The sequence below is a fragment of the Pedobacter sp. AC402 genome, from assembly GCF_979252805.1.
In genome coordinates, this window is sequence record NZ_CEEDAI010000006.1 from 32,298 (window position 1) to 54,295 (window position 21,998).

General features: G+C 37.0%; 16 protein-coding genes and 1 other RNA gene. 11 read left to right on the forward strand and 6 right to left on the reverse strand.

Features of this window, described 5'->3' with window-relative positions; all coding sequences use genetic code 11:
* On the forward strand, window positions 1-963 hold the full coding sequence (locus tag AC0IWE_RS04455; protein WP_055907076.1) for a sterol desaturase family protein: 963 nt from the start codon (window positions 1-3) through the stop codon (window positions 961-963).
* 211 nt (window positions 964-1,174) lie between these two features.
* Here AC0IWE_RS04455 and AC0IWE_RS04460 read toward each other — a convergent pair whose 3' ends face one another.
* Window positions 1,175-2,482, reverse strand: coding sequence for a M12 family metallopeptidase (locus tag AC0IWE_RS04460; RefSeq protein WP_471792095.1), 1,308 nt, complete (start codon window positions 2,480-2,482; stop codon window positions 1,175-1,177).
* Between the two features lie 787 nt (window positions 2,483-3,269).
* Between AC0IWE_RS04460 and AC0IWE_RS04465 the strand changes: the two genes are divergently transcribed.
* The 7 genes from AC0IWE_RS04465 (at window position 3,270) to AC0IWE_RS04495 (ending at window position 10,488) form a co-directional block, all read left to right on the forward strand.
* Complete coding sequence (locus tag AC0IWE_RS04465) at window positions 3,270-3,890, forward strand: hypothetical protein (protein ID WP_471792096.1); 621 nt, start codon at window positions 3,270-3,272, stop codon at window positions 3,888-3,890.
* Between the two features lie 317 nt (window positions 3,891-4,207).
* Window positions 4,208-5,041 (forward strand): prephenate dehydratase, encoded by an 834-nt coding sequence (locus AC0IWE_RS04470; protein WP_463495922.1) that lies wholly within the window; start codon window positions 4,208-4,210, stop codon window positions 5,039-5,041.
* Between the two features lie 111 nt (window positions 5,042-5,152).
* Window positions 5,153-6,292, forward strand: a complete 1,140-nt coding sequence (locus AC0IWE_RS04475; protein ID WP_057934078.1) for a chorismate mutase — start codon at window positions 5,153-5,155, stop codon at window positions 6,290-6,292.
* A 175-nt stretch (window positions 6,293-6,467) separates the two neighbouring features.
* On the forward strand, window positions 6,468-7,757 hold the full coding sequence (aroA, locus tag AC0IWE_RS04480) for a 3-phosphoshikimate 1-carboxyvinyltransferase (RefSeq protein WP_471792097.1): 1,290 nt from the start codon (window positions 6,468-6,470) through the stop codon (window positions 7,755-7,757).
* A gap of 140 nt (window positions 7,758-7,897) precedes the next feature.
* Window positions 7,898-8,995 carry a chorismate synthase gene (aroC, locus tag AC0IWE_RS04485; RefSeq protein ID WP_471792098.1) on the forward strand — a complete coding sequence of 366 codons (1,098 nt, stop codon included), beginning with the start codon at window positions 7,898-7,900 and terminating at the stop codon, window positions 8,993-8,995.
* 2 nt (window positions 8,996-8,997) lie between these two features.
* Entirely contained in the window at window positions 8,998-9,603 is a 606-nt protein-coding gene (locus AC0IWE_RS04490; RefSeq protein ID WP_471792099.1) for a DUF1684 domain-containing protein, read from the forward strand.
* Window positions 9,604-9,732: 129 nt separating this feature from the next.
* Entirely contained in the window at window positions 9,733-10,488 is a 756-nt protein-coding gene (locus AC0IWE_RS04495; protein WP_471792100.1) for a LytR/AlgR family response regulator transcription factor, read from the forward strand.
* Here AC0IWE_RS04495 and AC0IWE_RS04500 read toward each other — a convergent pair whose 3' ends face one another.
* Both AC0IWE_RS04500 and AC0IWE_RS04505 read right to left on the reverse strand, forming a co-directional pair.
* Window positions 10,489-12,825, reverse strand: coding sequence for a tetratricopeptide repeat-containing sensor histidine kinase (locus AC0IWE_RS04500; RefSeq protein ID WP_471792101.1), 2,337 nt, complete (start codon window positions 12,823-12,825; stop codon window positions 10,489-10,491).
* Window positions 12,826-13,077: 252 nt separating this feature from the next.
* On the reverse strand, window positions 13,078-15,498 hold the full coding sequence (locus tag AC0IWE_RS04505; RefSeq protein ID WP_471792102.1) for an alpha-ketoacid dehydrogenase subunit alpha/beta: 2,421 nt from the start codon (window positions 15,496-15,498) through the stop codon (window positions 13,078-13,080).
* A gap of 171 nt (window positions 15,499-15,669) precedes the next feature.
* Here AC0IWE_RS04505 and AC0IWE_RS04510 point away from each other — a divergent pair, with 171 nt between their 5' ends.
* Window positions 15,670-16,062, forward strand: a complete 393-nt coding sequence (locus tag AC0IWE_RS04510) for a DUF1573 domain-containing protein (RefSeq protein WP_055907329.1) — start codon at window positions 15,670-15,672, stop codon at window positions 16,060-16,062.
* A 62-nt stretch (window positions 16,063-16,124) separates the two neighbouring features.
* Window positions 16,125-17,324 carry a pyridoxal phosphate-dependent aminotransferase gene (locus AC0IWE_RS04515; protein ID WP_471792103.1) on the forward strand — a complete coding sequence of 400 codons (1,200 nt, stop codon included), beginning with the start codon at window positions 16,125-16,127 and terminating at the stop codon, window positions 17,322-17,324.
* 267 nt (window positions 17,325-17,591) lie between these two features.
* Here the strand turns inward: AC0IWE_RS04515 and ssrA are convergent.
* The 3 genes from ssrA to AC0IWE_RS04530 form a co-directional block, all read right to left on the reverse strand.
* Window positions 17,592-17,958: a transfer-messenger RNA gene (ssrA, locus tag AC0IWE_RS04520) on the reverse strand.
* A 306-nt stretch (window positions 17,959-18,264) separates the two neighbouring features.
* Window positions 18,265-19,068, reverse strand: coding sequence for a hypothetical protein (locus tag AC0IWE_RS04525; protein ID WP_471792104.1), 804 nt, complete (start codon window positions 19,066-19,068; stop codon window positions 18,265-18,267).
* Between the two features lie 243 nt (window positions 19,069-19,311).
* Window positions 19,312-20,241: an MBL fold metallo-hydrolase gene (locus AC0IWE_RS04530; protein WP_471792105.1), complete on the reverse strand. Its 930-nt coding sequence runs from the start codon at window positions 20,239-20,241 to the stop codon at window positions 19,312-19,314.
* 525 nt (window positions 20,242-20,766) lie between these two features.
* Between AC0IWE_RS04530 and AC0IWE_RS04535 the strand changes: the two genes are divergently transcribed.
* Complete coding sequence (locus AC0IWE_RS04535; protein ID WP_471792106.1) at window positions 20,767-21,996, forward strand: carboxypeptidase-like regulatory domain-containing protein; 1,230 nt, start codon at window positions 20,767-20,769, stop codon at window positions 21,994-21,996.
* The last annotated feature ends 2 nt before the right edge of the window (window positions 21,997-21,998 follow it).

Sequence of the window (21,998 nt, forward strand, 5' to 3'; positions counted from 1 at the left end):
ATGAATTTTACCGGAAGTGATATTTCTGTTGTCGGGCTTTTTGGTTTCGTAATCGTTTTAACCCTGGTTGAAATGTATTTCAGTTACCAGCATGATAAAAAACTATACACCAAGCGCGATACCTGGACAAATATTTACCTGATGACAGCGGCGGTTGTAATTAATTTGGGCACAAAAACATTTACGTTTTTCTTGCTGGCTTATTGTTATCAATTCCGTTTATTCCAAATATCTAATGTTTGGGTGTACTGGATAGTTTTAATTTTAGCACAGGATTTTTTGTATTGGTTTTTGCATACCGTTGGGCATTATGTGCGTTTTTTCTGGGCAATGCATGTTACCCATCACTCATCAGAACATTTCAACCTAACCACTGGCTTCCGTTCAACCGTTTTCGAACCTTTGTACCGCGTTTTCTTTTACCTGCCATTGGCATTTATGGGTTTTACGGCTGTTGATATACTTTTTGCCTATCTCATTACTCAAATTTATGGTAATTTGGTGCACACGCAATACAATATCAAACTTCCAAAATGGTACGAATACATTTTTGTAACGCCATCTCATCACCGTGTACACCATGCCAGCAACGTACGTTACCTTGATAAAAATATGGGTATGGTTTTAATCCTTTGGGATAGGTGGTTCGGAACTTTCCAGGAAGAATTGCCAGAAGATGTGGTTAAATATGGATTAACTACACAACCTCAGGATACTGGTGCTGTAAATATTATTTTCCATGAATTTATTGCCTTAAAGGCTGATGTTAAAAAGGCACCCACTTTTATTGATAAAATAAAGTATATTGTTAATCCACCGGGATGGAGCCATGATGGAAGCACTAAAATTGCTAAAATAATGCAGCAGGAATTGCGGGAAACAGAAAAGCAAAATTATGAAGAACTGCAGCAACAAAAAGTAAAAGGACTTAACGACCGGGGAGAATTAAGTTCTACAGGGTAAAAGCCTTTGAACAAAACTTGCTAACCAGAGTTTTTACTTTATTACAGCAGGTTTTTAAATATCTCTTTAGCCTTTATACTTTTACTTACTGACTATTCTGATAGGGCATTAAATTGAAATATTTTGATCAAAAAATATTGTGGGTTCAAAATGAATCAGTTTTTCGAAAATCCTACGCAACAATTGCCAAATGCGTAGGATTTTTTGTGATCTACAATTTTGTAAAGTTGAATCTTTGCGCTGCAGAAGTTTGGTTAGCTGCATTTACCACAATGTTGGCAGCATCGCTAGTACTTTGACCACTTACTTCAACATTTAGCCCAAGCGCGTGCTTAGGCGAAAGACTAAAACCAGCGTTGCCACCATTTTTCAGGCTAAATTGCTGGTTATTTAAATTAGCATTCGTCCTCAACTCTACCTGAGTACCATTTGTAGTACCAGCGTTACGCACTGTTAAAACCTTGTTGGTATCTGCACTAGATTTAATCTGGTAATATCCGTGTTCAACTTTCCTGAATATGAATCTTTGGTTTGCATTGCCATGGGTAGGCCAGATTATAATATTTGTACCATCAGTGATACTGCCTCCAAAAATATCAAAAGATTTTGTTCCTAAATAAGATGGTGTAATTTTATACACACCACTATAATCTGTTGGGAAATATAGTGCTTTTAGGCCTTCAATGTCACCAATTGATAACGCATCTCTTTGTCCATTAAAAGTGGAACCATCCAGTCTGGTTATTGTTGGATTTCCGTTTGAAGAAAAAGAGTATGCCCCATATAACATTACTGACTGAAAGTCAAACGGGCCATGGCCTCCAAAATTCGGGTCGGTATTAAAATTGTACTCCAATCCAGATTGTATGTTACCATAATTTATAATAACATATTGATCTCTATCTGGCCTGCATTGTTCATGCATTACACCTAGAGAGTGCATTACTTCGTGCATCAAAATCCCAACGTAATTATAGTTGTACAGGTTTACAGTATTAACCCTGTTTTTCCGCCAGCCTAATGGAGAGTTGTTGCCACCTGACAATACGAATTGTATGTATTCGGCCTGGTTGGTCCTTTTTACAAACTTAATGCCTGTAGCATTGGTAATATTTGTTAAGCCTGCGTCGATGGTAGACACATAACTGTTGTATTGTGCCGTCGTCATTTTTGCTGGATCCGGATAGTTGTAATAAGCAACTGAACCCGGCCATGTTGCTGAAAAAGCTTGTATAATTGTAGCTCTTTCTTTTGCAGAGATATTATTTGCAAGCTTTTTTAATATATTAAACTGTTCTTGGCTGATGGTAATGTCACCAGCATATTTGTAAATACCGTCTACTTCAACAATATAAGTCGGTTTTCCATTGATAGACAGTTTGTGAATTGTAGAATCACCTTGTTTTACAGATGATATGGCATCGTTGTTGCCCGGGTCGTCTGTTTTGATCTCTTTTTTACAAGAATTGAGCGTTGCAACTACAAGAAGCAATACACATGCTTTGATTAATGATTTCATAGGAAAATTAGGTTTTAAATTTATAATGGTTTGGCAGTTGTTTTATAGGCTGTGCTTTATAGTCCAAATAATGAAATAGTAGCTATAAAATTTATCACGAAAGACGACAAAAATAAAAAAATTTAAACGTTTGATTATCAAGTATTTGAGTGTATTTTTATTCTAAATAGTTAATATTTTGATTTACTCACCCAAAGCGACGCGACGATTGAATATTTGCAAAAAAAAATTTTACATGCTTTTCGAATATTCAATTTTCAGGTTGTTTAAAGTAAAATAATGATACTCAAATTTATAACTAATTCAAAACATTAGACGAATAATTCAGACATTCAGTAATTAAAAATTATACACAATTATAGGGCTTTTCCGAATCAATTTGTAATATAAATGCATTAAATATCAAATAAATTGTGTTTTATTCCAGATCAACAAATTTTGATCAACTGAAAAATTGAAATTAAGCAAAGGTTTGGGTATAGCGGTTTGCTATTAAGTGCCATTATCTAATTGAAGAATCCAGTAAGTATTGATTACAATATGAATTTTTAACTCAATTTTTGTTAACGATTTCTTCTATTTTTTAGCCACGGATACACGGAAAACACCGATATTAAATTTATAACACTGTCTGCAACATCAACGTCATTCTCACGCATGCAGCAATTTTAAAGCCTTAACTATAATTTAAGCAATTACGTGCAGTAAATAATCATTTAACGAATTAGTTTCATCATCATATTCCTTTTAGCACAGTATTTAGCATATTGCGTTAAATAATATTGCCATGAAAAACTTAATGCTCTCTACCTTAACATTGTTTATTCTAATACTGAATACCAAAGCCCAAGAAGTTAAAAATATTAGGTATTTTGATATAGATAATAAAGAAATCAAGAAATCTGTATTTGATGAGAAAAGATCTACTAATGTTTTTTTAGATATTCCAGGCGATTCGTCCAATCATCGCAAACTGATTAACAGAGAAGAGCAAGGTAAAATAAAGGATAAAACCAAACTCCTTTTGTTGTTAGAAACAGCATCAAATAAAAAAATTGATTCGCTAAAGCCAATTGTAATAATTTATCATCCTGGACAGGACAGTTCCAATTCCACTGGAAATACTGATTACATTAAGGCCAAACACAAAGAATTGAGAACAGCATTGTTAAAGCAGTATAAAATAAAGCCAATATACATTTACGCTGAAATAACTGGTACCGGGCAATATGGTTCTTCAATCAACTGGATCAAAGATCCGGAACAAAGCATCAAGAAACATTTTTTCAAATATCATTATCCCTACGGCAGTTTTGTGGTGATTGACAGAAACGGCAATTACGTGAGCTATTTAGGCGAATATATGACCAGTGCAATCTTAGCGGTTACCAAAAAAATGGCAGAATAAATTCATCCCCTCAAACCATTTTAAATTTTGCCTGGTTACATCAAAAAGCACGATTTATACCTAAAACCCATTAAGATCATTTTTAACAAAATTAAATTTTATTAAAAATATTTTCGTTTTACTATTGACAAATTAAATTTTGTTCCATACATTTGGCTCAACAAAAAAAAGAATGAAAAATTTTAACACATATTACTTTGGTTACTTTTACTATTTTAGTGAGAGCCGGGGCTAATATGCAAAAAGATATATAACAATATTAAAATGTATAAAAAAGTCCCGGCAAACAGCCGGGACTTTTTTGTTTTAACGCAAAAATGGAAACGACAAAACGAGTAGCAATTCAGGGTATTAAAGCATCTTTCCACGAAGAAGCCGCTTACAAATTCTTTGGTAAAAACATCGAAACTGTTGAGTGTAATTCTTTTAAAGAAACCTGCGACAAGCTTGAGAAAAATGAAGCCGACTTTGTGGTAATGGCTATAGAAAACTCCATAGCAGGCAGTTTATTACCCAATTACACTTTAATCCGCGATTATGGATTTTCAGTTGTAGGCGAAGTTTACCTTCCTATTCAATTGCACTTAATGGCACTACCGGGTGTAAAATTTGAAGACATCAAAGTGGTTACCTCCCACCCGATCGCCATCCGCCAATGCATCGATTTCTTTTACGATTACCCGCACATTAAAATTGTAGAGAGCAATGATACTGCTGCCTGCGCAAAACGTATCCAGGATGAAAAATTAACGGATACAATGGCCATCGCAAACAGCTTAGCATCAGAACTATACGGATTAAACATTCTGGAACGCCGGGTAGAATCGAATAAGAAAAATTACACCCGTTTTCTGATCCTTAAAAAAGATAAAACAGACGAAGGAAAGAAAATAAACAAAGCATCAATCTGTTTTCAGGTTGGCCACAAAGCAGGCTCACTGGCTACCGTTTTAAACATCTTTGCCGAACAGGATGTAAGCTTAACAAAAATACAATCTATGCCGGTATTGGGTAAAAGAAACGAATATTACTTTTATGTTGATTTAGAGTGGCCAAGTACAGAGAAGTATGATAAAGCAATTAGAAAAGCATTAAAATATACTTCAAACTTCAATATACTTGGCGAATACCAAAAGAATGATAAAGTATAATAATCGGGAGCCCGAACAAAATAGCAGAACATCCAATTCATAATATAAAATAATTAAAATATAATTCCAGACATCCGCTTAAGGAATACGGATTTAAACAAAACCATCATCATGAAACTTAATTTAAACATCCAACCATTAAACACATGGTTAAACGTAAACAACGAACCATTAATCATTTCTGGTCCTTGTAGTGCAGAAACTGAAGAACAATTATTAACTACAGCACATTTATTGGCTGCTACTGGTAAAGTATCGGTATTGAGAGCTGGTATCTGGAAACCACGTACCCGTCCGGGAGAATTTGAAGGTATCGGAAGTATCGGTTTAGAGTGGTTAAAACGTGCAAAAGCAGAAACTGGTTTACCAACGGCTGTAGAGGTTGCAAATGCAAAACACGTTGAAGAGGCTTTAGCAGCTGGTGTAGATATCCTTTGGATTGGTGCACGTTCTACTGTAAACCCCTTCACCGTTCAGGAAATTGCTGATGCTTTAAAAGGCCATGATGTTCCGGTATTGATCAAAAACCCAGTTAACCCAGATTTACAGTTATGGATCGGTGCAATTGAGCGTATCAATGGCGCAGGAATTACTAAAATTGGTGCTATTCACCGCGGTTTCTCATCATTCGAGAAAAGTTCTTTCCGTAACGAACCAATGTGGGAACTGGCTATCCAATTAAAAACACTTTGCCCTGAGTTACCAATCATTAACGATCCAAGCCACATTTGCGGTAACCGTGAGTTAATCCCTTACATTTCTCAAAAAGCATTGGATTTAGATATGCAAGGTTTAATGATCGAATCTCACGTAGATCCTTCAGTGGCCTGGACAGATGCTAAACAACAAGTTACCCCTGCTGCTTTAGCTGAATTGGTTGATCGTTTAACCGTTCGTGAACCAGAAGCACCAAACGAAGCTTTTGCTGATAAATTAGCTGACTTACGTAAATCAATCGATAAAATTGATGATATTTTATTACAGAAATTAGGTGAGCGTATGGCTATCGTTGAGAAAATCGGCGAATTCAAACGTGATAACCAGGTAACTATTTTACAGGTTAACCGTTGGGATGCCATCATTAAAAAAGGTCACGCTTTTGCAAAAGCTTTAAAATTAGACTTAAACTTTACTGAGAAATTCTTAGAATTGATGCACGGTGAATCAATCCGTAAGCAAACTGAAATTATGAATGCTGGCAAAGCTGAACAAGGTATTGCTGCTGAGCAACATACTGAGGTTAAAGCATAGATGAGGTTAAAAGCTGAAAGACTAAAGCTTAAAGCTAAGTTTATCAGTGATGTCATTTTGAGCATGTTGAATACCTTACGGTAGTTTTCGATTAACTCAATTTGATATTAAACAATATAATGTAGTGTCAGATGAAAACCTCTGACACTACATTTAAGAATAAAACAGAATAAAAATGTCGAAAAACGCCTTAGTTTCTTTTAAAGGAACCAAGAATATTGATACGGAAATCCAATTAACAGGTTCTAAAAGCGAATGCAACAGGGCTTTAATTATTAGCGCTTTAAGTAAAAAACTGGTTAAAGTAGAAAATCTTTCCAATGCTGCCGATACGGTAACATTAAACGGTATCTTAAACAAGTTGGGTGTTGAAACTAGTGATACAGGAGCAGAAGTTAAACTGAAAACTGCAAACTCTGAACTGGTTGATGTTGGCCCTGCCGGTACTGCCATGCGCTTCTTATCGGCTTATCTTTCCGCCAAAAATGGCAATTTCCTTTTAACAGGAACCGAACGGATGAAACAACGCCCAATCGGGATTTTGGCCGAAGCATTGAGAACAATCGGAGCTGACATATCCTATGCGGAAGCAGATGGTTTTCCACCGTTAAACATTGTTGGCCCTTTAAACCAAAAAACAGCCGAAGTTAAAATCAAAGGCGATATCAGCAGTCAATATATTTCAGCTTTGCTGATGATTGCCCCTATCCTGCCCCAGGGATTAACTTTAGAGATTGAAGGCGAACTTACTTCCAAGCCTTATGTAGATATGACTTTGGATATGCTTGCCGAAGTTGGGATTGAATATGCCTGGAACGGAAATTCGATTACCATTAAACCACAGGCTTTTAAACCTGGCACCCTGGTTGTTGAACCTGATTGGAGTGCAGCATCTTATTGGTATAGCATTGCAGCACTGGCTGATGAGGCAGAAATTAGTTTACCTGCATTAAAAGAGAAAAGTTTGCAGGGCGATAGCCAGATCAAAAATATTATGAAGATTTTTGGCATCGCTACCAGCAAAACCGATAAAGGAATAGCCATTAGCAATTTAGGCCTTACTTTAGATACAATAGAAGTTTTAGACTTAAAAACCTGCCCTGATTTAGCACAAACTATTGTGGTTATTGCGGCTGCTTTAGGTAAAAATATGGCTTTTACAGGCTTAGAAACCTTAAAAATTAAAGAAACAGACCGTGTTGCCGCCCTTCAGAACGAATTGGCTAAAATTGGGGTTACTTTTACAGAAGAAAATCTGATATATACTTTAAATACCGAAAATCTTCATTTTCCTGATAAAGTTACCTTTGCCACCTACGAAGACCACCGTATGGCGATGGCTTTTGCACCACTTGCACTATTAATTAACGAAGTTGAAATTGAAGAAATGCAGGTAGTAGAAAAATCTTATCCATATTATTGGGAAGATTTGAAAAAAGCAGGATTTGATGTGAAAGAGATATGAGATTTGAGATTTGAGAGAATCTATACCAGGGTTGAACACTAGATTAAATTAAGACAAATAAACAATAAGCTAACTAGATTTGAGTAGGGCTTGAGGTGTAAATCTCAAATCTATTATCTCAAATCTAACATCTAAATAATATGGCAGGCAATTCATTCGGGCAACTATTTCGCATCACCACCTTTGGCGAATCTCATGGCGTAGCAATTGGAGTAATTATTGACGGCTGTCCGGCGCAATTGGATATTGATATGGATTTTATCCAGTCAGAACTGGATAAACGTAAACCGGGTCAATCCAAAATAACCACACAAAGGAAAGAAAGCGATACCGTTCAGATTTTGTCGGGCATTTTTGAAGGAAAAAGTACAGGTACACCGATTGCACTTTTAATTCCGAACGAAGATCAACGCTCAAAAGATTATGGCCACAATGTTGATGTTTACCGTCCGAGCCATGCCGATTATGTTTATGATGCAAAATATGGTATTCGTGATCACCGTGGTGGAGGCCGTTCTTCTGCCCGTGAAACAGCTGCCCGTGTAGCTGCAGGGGCAATTGCCAAATTGTTTTTAAAACAGCAGGGTATCGAAATTTTTGCTCACGTTACTTCGGTAGGTACTATCGAAGCACCAAATTTAGAAAGCAATGATTTAGCTGCGCTACTTCAAATCAGGGAAGAAAATATTGTGCGCTGCGCTGATCCTGCAACGGCACACGAAATGATTGAGTTTATTGATTCAGTTCGTAAAGATGGAGATACCGTTGGCGGAAAAATCGGTTGTGTTATAAAGGGTTGTCCCGCCGGTTTAGGAGAGCCTGTTTTTGATAAATTACATGCCGATTTGGGCAAGGCAATGCTGAGTATTAATGCCGTACATGGCTTTGAATATGGCTCTGGTTTTGCAGGAAGCGAATTAAGAGGATCGCAACACAATGATATTCCACAACCAAAGAATGCAGATGTTAAAGTATTTAAAACCACTACCAATTATGCCGGTGGTATTTTGGGTGGCATTTCTAACGGAATGGATATTACTTTTAAAGTAGCTTTTAAACCTGTTGCAACCATAATGCACAACCAGCAAACCATTAATGCCGCTGGTGAAGCTTCAGAAATTAAAGGCAAAGGCAGGCACGATCCATGTGTGGTTCCCAGAGCTGTGGTAATTGTAGAAGCGATGGCTGCCCTGGTTTTAGCTGATCAGTTTTTAAGAAATAAAGCAAGTGTAATTTAAACATGAGAATCATTACCATATTATTTCTGCTGGTGAGTATAAATACTTTTGCCCAAACCTATACTGAGCAGATTGCACAGCACCGCGAAGCTTACAAGGCAGATTTTATAAAGGATAACAATTCTCCGCTTAAAAAGAAAGACCTGCAGAACCTACACTTTTTTGATGCAGACAGCACCTATAAGGTATTGGCTGAAGTAGAAATACTTAAAAATGAAAAAGTGTTTAAAATGCCAACTTTTAACGGAACAAGTAGCGATTATTTCAGGTTTGCACATGTAAATTTCAGTTTGAATGGTGTTAAAATGCAAATGACATTGTATAGAAGTGTTTCGCTATCAACCAATCCGATTTATAAAGACCATCTTTTTCTTCCATTTACCGACGAAACCAATAATAAAGAAACTTATGGAGGTGGCAGATATATTGATCTGGATGCCAAAGATATTAAGGATAACCAGATTGAATTGGACTTTAACAAAGCCTATAATCCTTATTGCGCCTACAGCGATGGCTACCGCTGCCCCGTGCCACCAGAAGAGAACGATCTTCAATTGGCCATAAAAGCCGGCGAAAAATTATACACTGGCGAAAAAAAACACCGCTAATAAAAGTGTATACCAACTTTATCAAAAAATTGATACCTGACATGTATTATAATCTACATTTTAGTGTAAATTAGAAACATTAAGTATAGTTTTTTGTTGTTCACTAAAATTAAAATAACCTATCCCTAAATGACCTATAGCTGCTTAATCGTTGATGATAACGAAATAGAAAGAGATGCAATTGAAATGCATCTTAAAAAAATCCCATCATTAAACATTATAGCAGTATGTAATAATGGTATCGAGGCTTCACAAATTTTATCAACCAATAGCGTTGATATTGTTTACTCTGATATTGATATGCCCGAACTATCTGGTATGGATTTATTAAAAAGCCTTAAGCAACAGCCTTTATTTATATTTATCACCTCATTTAGCGAATATGCAGCAGAAAGTTTCAATCTTGATGCGTTAGATTTCATTGTAAAACCTGCAACTTTTGAGCGCATATTAAAGGCAACCAATAAAGCTATTGAATACCTCGAATTGAAAAAACTCGTAGGAAAAGAAAAAACCTATGATGACAATTCTACCAATGAGGAAGGTGGCGACCACTTCTTTTTCAGAGAAACCAAAGGCATTACCAAATTAAGGTACGATCAAGTGATTTACATTGAAAGTATGGGCGATTTTTCTAAACTATTTACAAGTTCCGACAAGCATATTATTTTGGTTAGTTTGAAAAACCTTGAAAAACAATTACCATCCAAAATATTTTCAAGGGTACACAAGCAGTACATTATCAACATCAACCATATTACTACGTTAACTAACCACGAGGTGCATTTAGAGCACAATTTCCTTGTACCCATCAGTGCATCCAACCGTCAGGAATTGCTGGAGAAATCTATCGATAAAAAAATCTTATCCAGGTTTTTAAAATAATTATTTCTTCAATATAATTTTAAAGTAGCTACCACCTGAAGGATTAACATCAGCACTGATTTTGCCATCCATTAAACCGATAAAAGTTCGGCAGAGCAGTAAACCTAAACCGGTGCCTTTTTCTTTATTGGTACCCAAAGTACTCACTCCAGCACCAAGGTAACCGGGTTTATTAAAATGGTTTACCTGCACCTGTGTTAAACCAATGCCATTATCAGAGATTTTTAGCTCCATATAATTTTCCAATCCGGCTGCAGTAATTTCAATCAAACCACCATTGGGCGTAAATTTAATTGCATTGCTTATTAAATTGCGAAGCACCAGGCTAAGCATATTTTCATCTGCTTTACAAATGCTTTTCTCGGGTACCAGGTTATTGATGTTTAAATGCTTCTGACCGGCCACATCCTGTAAGGAATTAATCACCTCAGCTACCAAATAATGTATATCAAGCGACTCTAAATATGGATTGAAACCCTGCATCTGACTTGCCGCCCAATTGAGCAGATTCTCCATCATTGTAGAGGTATAGGTGAGGTTATTTTTAAGGGAAGCGGCATAACGGTTTAACTTTTCTTGCTCAATATTACCACCTTCCAACAATTGCATAAAGGAGATCAGGGAATTTACCGGCGTACGCATATCATGACTTACCACACTAAAAATACGGTCTTTAACCTTACTTAACTGCTCCAGTTCGCGTTTTTGGTTATTGATAATTTTATTTAACCTGGTTGTTTTTCTCTGGTTAAAAAATATAACCACGGCTATTATTAAAATTAGTGTAGCGGCAATGGTTAAAAATATTTTTACGCGCCAATCAAATTTAATTTGTTGCTCCTGTTTGCTAATCTGTTTATCTTTTACACTTGCCGCAATTTGTGCCTGAAATTTAGCATTGGCAAATCTCCCTTCCTGTGCCAAACGCTGAATATCAAGATCGGCCTTTGCTTTTTGGAACGTTAATAAATCTAAGGCGTTTTCTTTATCACTTAAGGCCAACTGTTGCCTACGCAGAATAAGTTCTTGCTGTTGTCTTTTTAACTCTCCTTCCGTAAGTTTTTGCTTCATTAAATAATCGCGTTCTTTTACGCCAAAATCAATCTGCATTTGCCTTCTGGTGATTTCTTTTTCTTTTTCCTGGTCAAAAATTTTATCCCTTAATACAATATACTGTTTGTAATAAGCCAACGATTTATTGTAATCTTTCTGTTTTTCGTAAACAGCACTTAAGCATAAACTGGATTGCTTTTCAATTTCCAGAAACCTATTGTCTTCGGCTATTTTTAAACTGTTTTTAAGCAGGATTAAGGCGTTATCAAGGTCATTTTGTTTTTGATAAAAATTACCCAGTGCATATAAACTTGAAGCATAAGATTCCTTATCATCCCTCGTTTTATTTAATTCAACCGATTTTTGGTAAGAAAGTAATGCGGCATCATTATCACCAATAGCGCTGTAAATATCAGCAAGATCGCGTTTCACTGTAGCCACAAGACCGATATCGTTAATGGCCTCTGCTACCTTAAGCGATTTATTATAATGCTCCAAAGCCAATTTAACCTTCTGTTTAGGCAACACATTCATTTCCATTAGCTCCTTATCTGAGGCTTCGAAATAGTTGGAACCTATTAATTCATACACCACAGCCACTCCCCTGGTGTTTTCACCATCTTTGAGGAAAACCTTTAATGCCATTTTCATATACACTAAAGCCTGACTCTGATTGCCCAAATTTTGATATATGGTAGAAATATTGGTATAACAACTGGCCATGTCGGTTTCATTGCCCATTTTCTCATAAATCGCAATTGCTTTTTGATTTACATCCAGCGATTTAACATAATCCGGAATACTACCGTAAAGCGCTCCAAGGTTAAGATAGGTTCCGGCTTCCATATCCTGATTACCTATTGAAGCAAATTCAGCAACTGCATTAAGATAGTTTTCTTCTGCCTTTTGGTAATCAGAACGGCCATGGTACATCAGTGCCCTACGGTAAAAGGCTATTGCAGAAAATTTCTTTAGGTTCTTTTCATGGGCAAGCTGGATCGTCTTATCTAAATATTCTTCAGATTTATCAATATTCCGCATCCTCATGTACTGACGGTAAACCTCAGTCAATATTTTTATCTTGGTAGAATCGGATTTTGTATTTTTTTGATTTAAACTTAAAAGGCTGTCTAGTTTTTTCTGCGGTGCGCTCATTTGTGCAAAACCAGCGTTGCAAAGCAATAAAAACAACGAAATTACAATACCGGTTTTAAAAATACGGAGCGTGTAATTAATCTGTTTATTAACACAATACTGCTTCATTTCCCAGTAAAAACTAATCATTTTTACTCTTGGAAAATGCATGCAAAAAGCCTAAATAATTACAGTGTTTCACAATTGGGATGATATAAAACATACTGAGATAAAAAAAATGTTATGATTTATAAAAGTATATAAAAATTCGATTACTAAGTAACCGGATTTTTACCTTATTTATAAAAAACAATTATTTTCGTCTTAATGTGACTACAATTTTTTAATAAACCGAAGGTAGCAATCAGATGGAATAATATTGACCGCTATTTAGTTCAAAAGTTAAAATATTGCAGGGTATTTTGCCGGATTCGCATAATGCATCATTTGATAAATGGTTTCAATCACGTCATCTACAGATGGTTTACTAAAATAATCACCATCAGAACCGAACGGTGGACGGTGTGCTTTTGCCGATAATGTTTTTGGCTGCCCATCCAGGTGGAAATATCCTTTTTGTTCCTCTAAAATCTTTTGTAAAATATATGCAGATGCGCCTCCAGGAACATCTTCATCTACAATCAGTAATTTATTGGTTTTTGAAAGTGAACTTACACAAACATGGTTTATATCGAAAGGTAAAAGGGTTTGTGGATCTATAATTTCTACAGAAATACCTAAAAGACTTAATTCTTCTGCTGCCTCCTGAACTATCCTTAACGAAGAACCATAGGAAACTACGGTAATATCACTTCCTTCTTCCAAAACTTCGGCTTTACCTAAAGGAACAGTAAATTCGCCCACGTTTGTAGGTAATTTTTCTTTTAAACGGTAACCATTTAAACATTCGATTACTACAGCAGGTTCATCAGCCCTAAAAAGGGTATTGTAAATTCCAGCAGCTTGTGTCATATTTCTGGGTACACAAAGGTGTAAACCTCTTAATGAACCCAATAACATACTGATTGGCGAGCCCGAATGCCAGATACCTTCTAAGCGGTGGCCACGTGTACGCACAATAACTGGTGCTTTTTGAATGCCTTTTGTACGGTATGAAAGAGAGGCTAAATCATCACTCAGCACGTTTAATGCAAATATTAAATAATCAAGGTACTGTATTTCGGCAATGGGTTTTAAACCACGCATTGCAAGGCCTATTCCCTGACCCATAATGGTCATTTCTCTAATCCCGGTATCGGTAATTCTTAATTCGCCATATTTGGCCTGTAAACCCGCAAAACCTTGATTCACATCACCAATATTACCTAAATCTTCACCAAAAGCAACCAAACGCTGATCTCGGGCAAAATTTTCGTTAAAACAGGCGTTAAGTACTTCCCTGCCATCAACCATTTTAGACAAGTCATCATAAATTGGATCTACAACCGCAATTTTTGCAGGACTTTCCTTACCATCGGTATGTAGTTTTGAGTTGTACCTGTCGTAATTAAATTTTTCCTGGTTTTTGTACCAGTTTAACAAGTCATCACGCTCTGCTGAGCTGTTATTAACTGATAACCGGATCGCCTTGCGTGCAGCAACAAAAACCTCTCTGCGTTGTGCATCAGCAATTGAAGCTAAATTGGCGGCGATTTTCGCCAGCTCGGGCTGATGTTTAGCCACCCCACTGATCAGGTCGACAACTTGCTTATGCTCTGGCTTAATGCTATCTAAAAACTCATTCCAGGCTTCTTTTTGGGCATTACGAACAAATATTTTAGCTTCTTTCTCTATTTCTGCTATTTCTTCTTCTGTAGCAATTGCAGAATCGAGCATCCATTCACGCATTTTCAAAATACAATCATGCTCAGTTTCCCAGGATAAACGATCTTTTGATTTATAACGCTCATGAGAACCGGAAGTAGAATGCCCTTGAGGTTGAGTGAGTTCGGTTACGTGGATTAAAACCGGTACGTGTTCGGTTCTGCAAACATTTATTGCTTTTTCATACACTTCGCATAACGCGGGATAATCCCAGCCTTTTACTTTATAGATTTCGTATCCAGGTTGTTCTGGCTCTCGTTGAAAACCTTTTAAAACTTCAGAAATATCTTCTTTGGTGGTTTGGTATTTTGCCGGAACGGAGATTCCATAAGCATCGTCCCAAATGGAGATAGCCATCGGAATCTGCAAAACCCCTGCTGCATTAATGGCTTCAAAAAATACTCCTTCTGATGTAGATGCATTGCCGATGGTACCAAAAGCAACTTCATTACCATTAACAGAAAAATGTTTTAAATAGTCGAGTTCTCTATTTTGCCTGAATAGTTTAGATGCATAGGCTAAACCCACCAGGCGCGCCATTTGCCCTCCGGTTGGCGAAATATCTGATGAACAGTTTTTTATCTGTGTTAAATCGTTCCAACTCCCATCTTCATTAATTGATTTGGTTGCAAAGTGACAGTTCATCTGCCTGCCACCAGAAAAAGGATCGGCCCCATTGGTGGGATTTGCATAAAGTTGTGCAAAAAATTCTTTTATAGTGGAAATGCCTGTTGCGAAAGCAAAAGTTTGATCGCGGTAATAACCCGAACGCCAATCGCCGTTTTTAAAAGCTTTGGCCATGGCAACCTGCGGAACCTCTTTACCATCACCAAAAATGCCAAACTTAGCCTTGCCTGTCAATACTTCTCTACGGCCTAAAACACTCGCCTGCCTACTTTCATAAGCTGTTTTATAGTCGTTTATAACAATTGATTTAAAATCATCAAAACTTAATTCAGAAGCATCAATAGGGTTGGTCATCAATTTTTCATTCGGCATAGTAATCAAAGATTGGTTGCGGCAAATATATACAAAATTAAAAGTTTGCCTTTAACCTCGATTGTAAAATTATATATCGATTTGCAAAATAATAATTGGAATAGTTTTTGTTTTAATCTGAAAACATTAAATTTGTTTTAGGAATTTAAAAATAAATTACAACCACATAACATGAAAAAGATCTTAGTATTATTCGCTTTTGTTTTAGGTTTTGGTATTGCTGCAAATGCACAAGCTAAACCTGCTGAATTTAAATTTGAAGCTGAAACGCACGATTTCGGTAAAATTGTTTTAAACAAACCAGTTACTTACGATTTTAAATACACCAATGTTGGCGAAGAGCCATTAATTATTACCAAAGCTGAAGCAAGCTGTGGATGTACTGTACCTAAATATACTTCTACACCATTAAAAAAAGGTGAAACAGGTGTAATTTCAGTAACATTTAATGCTGCTGCTGGTCCATCTACATTTTCAAAAGCTGTAACCATCACTTCGAATGCTAAAACACCTATAAAAGTGCTTTACATTAAAGGTGAAACTGTTGCCGCAGCATCAAAGTAATTTTTTAATCGATAATATTTAAAAAGTCCCGATTTTCATCGGGACTTTTTTATTTTTGTGCCATGCCAAAAATTTCACAAAAAGGGGTGCAGATGCCTGCATCGCCGATCAGAAAATTAACTCCCTTTGCAGATCAAGCTAAAAAAGATGGTAAAAAGGTTTATCATTTAAACATTGGTCAACCAGATATAGAAACCCCCGAAGGAATGTTAAATGCCATAAAAAACATTGATTTTAATGTTTGGGCCTATACACCATCAGAGGGTACTCTTGATTACCGTTTAAAACTTACTGAATACTACAATAAATTAGGCTATAATATTACGCCAGAAAATATATTGGTAACCGTGGGTGGTTCTGAAGCGATAACCATTGCCATGCAAACCTGTGTAAACGAGGGAGATGAAATTATTATTCCAGAACCTTTTTACGCCAACTATAATGGTTTTGCATGTATGAGCAATGTGGTGGTGAAACCGATCCTATCGTATATCGAAAATGGTTTTGCCCTGCCTCCTATTGCTGAGTTTGAAAAACTGATTACTGAAAAAACCAAAGCTATAATTATCTGTAACCCCAATAACCCTACTGGTTACTTATACTCAAGAGAAGAATTAGAGGCTTTAAAAACGCTTTGTATAAAATACGACCTGTTTTTATTCTCAGATGAAGCTTATCGTGAATTCTGTTACGATGGCAGAGCATTTATTTCTCCAATGCATTTGGATGGTTTGGATGAAAATGTTGTTATTATGGATACGGTTTCTAAGCGTTACAGTGCATGTGGTGCTCGTTTAGGCTGTTTAATTACTAAAAACAAAGAAGTTATTGCCTCAGGTTTAAAATTTGCACAGGCGAGGTTGAGTCCGGGTATGGTAGAACAGATTGCAGGAGCTGCTGCTGTAGATACGCCAGATAGTTATTTTGAAAAGGTAAATACTGAATATACTTTACGCCGCGATACTTTGGTTGGCAGATTGAACAATATTGATGGAGTATTTTGTCCGAATCCGGGTGGTGCATTTTATGTTGTGGCTAAATTTCCGATTGACGATGCGGATAAGTTCTGTCAGTGGATTTTAGAAGATTTTAGTCATGATAACCAAACGGTAATGATGGCACCTGCTACAGGGTTTTACTCTACACCAGGCTCTGGCAAAAACGAGGTACGTATGGCATACGTATTAAATATTAATGATTTAAATGCTGCGATGGATTGTTTGGAAGTAGCTTTGCAGCAATATCCGGGTAGACAAGTATAGTTTGCAATTTTCAGTTAACAGTTTTAGATGGCAAATATTAGATCCAATTATTTGTTACAATCATCTTTATGTTGGGTATGGAGAGGGATGCGTTTAAACAAACACTTATCAGGAATAATAGCATTAAAAAAACAAACCTTAAATAAAAGTAAAGCGGTGATAGTATAAGTTCAGCGCACCTGACTCCATAAAGAATTTACAAAAAAAGCCTGCAAATCGTTGATTTGCAGGCTTTTTTTGTTTTTTTGTGAATTTTGTTACTGATTCCAGTGGAGCCGAAGGGAGTCGAACCCTTGTCCAGTTGTGAGATAAATTATACCTTCTACATGCTTATTTTTCAATTGATTTTCGGGAAATAAACGGGCTGAAAACCGACCTTATTTAAATCCTTAGATACTTTATCTCACTTTAAGTCGTATCTCCTTAAAGCCAGCTTTGTTGTTTCGATGCCCCGGATTCTAACCCAACAATGCAGCAGTTAGAGGGACAAAAGCTAGTTAGTTCTAAACTAAGCAGCTAAGGCGTAAGTATTTTCGCCAACTAAAATGTGATCGTTCACTTTAAGTGCTCTCCGAACAACGCACTGCATGCTAACATAACCTTCGCCACCCCGTCAAATCCAAGTAACGGCCCCATTTTTAGTTTGCAGTTTTGAGTAACCAGTTTGCAAACCGAACTGCAAATATACAAATTAAATGCCAAATAATAGCTGTATCATATAAACAAACCTTAAATTTCAGTAACCTACAAACCTAATATAATGTCAATCCCGACATTATTTATTGTTTTTTCTACTTTATTAAACGCCTTGTAAAATTCTCCTTTTATCCAATGGTTAGGCCTAATGTCGATCATATCTGTAGCGAAAAGATAATCACTATTTTGTGTGTTCAAGATAACAATAGTGTTTGGACGAATAAGCAATAAATTAAAAACCTATTTAACACCTACTACATACTTCTGAATTGAAATGTTTTCGGTTTTTCAGCCCGCTGTGAACAACAAATGCAAGGATAATAAAACTCACAGCATAACAGGCATAAACAATACTTTTTCCGGTAGGATCGGTATTATTCGAAACAGACATAGCGAGTAATGCCCAGATCCCAACCACTGCAAATTCGCGCAGGTTTTCTGTATAAACCATAATAACATTAACAAGGCCAGCTACGCAGATCATCGTAATTGCCCAGTTCACATCAGAAATGCCCCAACCTTCCCATCCTATCTTGGTCAGATAAGCAGAAATATTGGCTATAAAAGCTACAGTAATCCACCCAGAATACATTGCAAAAGGCCAGTATACGAAAAGATATTCTTTCAAAGGATGAGCATCCAGTTCCATACGGGTATTGACGACAATTTTTAGCAGGCAAAAAAGAAGAATGGCCATAATCATAACCGAAATACCAGTGTAATCATACAACCAGGACACTACCCAAAAGCAATTTAACAAACAGGATAGAACAAACCACCAGCTGATCTTGGACAAAATATCAGATCTGACCGGATCCCTTCTACCATTGACCCCGGTATAAAAAACAAAACCCAATAGCCCGAGATAAATAATGCCCCATATTGAAAATGCATATCCTGCAGGCGTAAAATAATTGAAATATCTATCAGAGACCGTTTTCATACTATTACCATTCAGCAGCCCTGCATTGGAAAGGTAATTGACCAATATCGTAATAACCAGAGTAAGTCCATTGGCAAAAGGAAGAATTTTTTTAGCGCGATCCATTTTAAAATTAAAATATAATTTACCCAGATAAGGAAATTTGCAACAAAGGTTAATGATATACGATTAACACCAAGCACAAACAGATTGTTTGCATTCCGAAATGCTATGATCGCTGTTGGCGAAATCTCCAACTGCATGCAGCAATATTTATTTTTTAAAATAAGAATTTTTGTCAAGCCCCATAGTCAGGCTGTCCTGCAACAAAACCAATAGCGGGATCGAAGGTAGCGCCGACAGATCCTACTATACACTCGTTGCGTTAAGGCCGGCAATCGACATGATCTGCTGTACCGGCTGGATGCCGGTACAATGGGCACCCATGAAATATCGGACGCCGGCATTTTTTAAGGCATTAGCAGTCCAGTTGACCTGCTGGTCGGTTGCGGCCAAAAGATGAAACCCACCAATAGCGGCGTAAATCCGTTGACCCGGAAAATGCTTTTTAACCGCTTCAAGCAGGTTCACAGTACCAGTATGCCCGCAGCCGGTGAGGAGTACCAAGCCTTGGGCAGTGGAGATTACCATTGACATGTCTTCGGGGATCGTATCCTTTACGACTTCTCCTGAAGGTATCTGACGCTTTAACATCGCTGGATAATTTTTTTCCGGATAAATGCGTGGCACATCTTTACCTGTTAAATAGATGCCAGGTAAAATTTCCTTCCAGGTACTTATCGTTTCAATCTTCCCGCCAGTGGCTATGTAAGCAACTGAATCTGCTCTTAAATCATATTTCCCACCTGAGCCAAGTATTACCGGGTTAAAAAACCCTGGGGCAACATAGGTTAGCGCTAAAGCATTTTTGTTGATTTTCATGATGCCTTGGCGCAGCGGAAGCCAACCTGCAGTGTGGTCGGGATGACCGTGGCTTAACACAACAGTATGAATTCCTGACAGGTCTATGTGAAGCTCCCTGGCATTATCACGCACCACAAATTCACGACCACCAGTATCAAACAGTATCCGGCTGCTATCGCATTCGATCAGTGCACCGAAGCCCCAGTCGCCAACACCCTCTTGGGCCAGCATAGTGCTGAGAATAGTAATTTTTAAATTATTTACGTGGTGCGGCGTCTGCGCTGGCGACACCAAATAAGAACCCAGCAGCGAAATTAATAAAATGAATTTTTTCATAAGACCAATTGAAACACAAGATAAGAAAATTTCAAACATACTGGTTGTTAACCAATTGCGTTATTAATTCAAAAACTCATAAATATCAGTATTAACAATAGCTAAGCAATCACTTTGACTGAAACTTATAATTATCCAACTGTTCATTCAGGTTATCGCGATACCTGAAGATTCGGTTATCTGGACAGATGATTACCGGTCAAATTGATCAGCGCAAAAAATTAATGGGAAACCCGAGCATCTCAGCTATAAATGTGTTAAGATTTTGATAAATATATACTGATTCTAATTTCCGCTCTACATGATCACTGCTAGCGACATCTTCCAGTTTCTGTAAATAGTTAAACTTGTACGAGTCCTTATGAAATCAATCGATATTGTTTTCTTCTATATAAGTTGCAATTCAACCTTATTTTTTTTTAAAGAAGAAAATTAACTTCAGTCTCAAAATCAATCTAAAATAATAACTGCTAGTTTCATTTCCGACATAATTATTAAACAAAGTTTAATATAGTTAAACAAATAACTTAACATGCGCATTCTATTTTTGAAAAAAAATGAGAAATGAGTTTAAAAAAATCAGGAAAATTGTTGCTGTTATTCTTCCTATTGGGATGTAATAGTGTGTTTGCACAAGTGATATTAAAGGGGCAGGTTTTAGATGAGGCTAAACAACCCATGCAAGGTGTAAGCGTTATGATTGCGGATAGCAAAAGCGGTGTTTCCACTGACAAGGATGGTAGATTCACTATCAACGCAAGTATTGGAAAATCACTCCTTTTCAGGTATATTGGATACAGTACTCAACAAGTATTGATCAATAACCAAACGCCGCTATTGATCACTTTAAACCCTGATGGAGCATTACTGTCTGAAGTTGTAGTAACTGCGTTTGGCATAAAGAAAGAGGTTAAAAAACTCGGCTACTCCCAAACACAGATCAAGGGCGAAGAATTAACGATTGCCCGGGATGCAAATCCTTTAAATTCACTATCGGGCAAGGTAGCAGGTTTGCAGATAGGTGCAAGCTCTGAGTTTTTTGGCGCTCCGACCGTCGTTCTGCGTGGCAGTAAAGATGTGTTATACGTAGTGGATGGACAGCCGGTAAATTCGGACACCTATAACTTCAATGCCGATGATGTTGAAAGCTACACGGTACTAAAAGGACCAAATGCAGCTGCTTTATACGGATTTAGGGGAATAAACGGAGCCCTTGTTATCACCACAAAAAAAGGAACAAAAGCAAAAGAAGGCTGGCAGATAGATTTTAATAGCACTACCGAATTGGACAAAGGATTTGTAGTATTGCCACAAAGCCAAACAGAATACGGCCGTGGCAGTAATTATCAATACTCATACGGCAATCAACTATACGATAACGGCCAGCGTTTACCAGAATGGGGACCAAGATTTGATTCAGGATTTTTGACACAACAATACGATAGCCCGTACGATCCCGTAACTGGAGTAAGGGGAAAAACACCCTGGCTTTCCCGGGGTGCAGATAACTTTGATAAGTTCGTTCAAAATGGCTATGTCAGCACAAACAGTGTTGGATTGGCTGCCAGCGGCGATAAATATGACATCCGAGTTTCTTATGGACATACTTTTCAACAAGGTATTTTTCCAAATACTAAGTTGAATATCGATAATTTTAAAATCAATGCCGGTTATCAGGTAACCAAAAAATTAAGAGTGGATGCTGATGTTAACTTAAGCCAGCAATATTCGCCAAATGTACCGGATGTACAATATAGCCCAAATAGTTATGTATATATGTTTAAAGTATATTGATC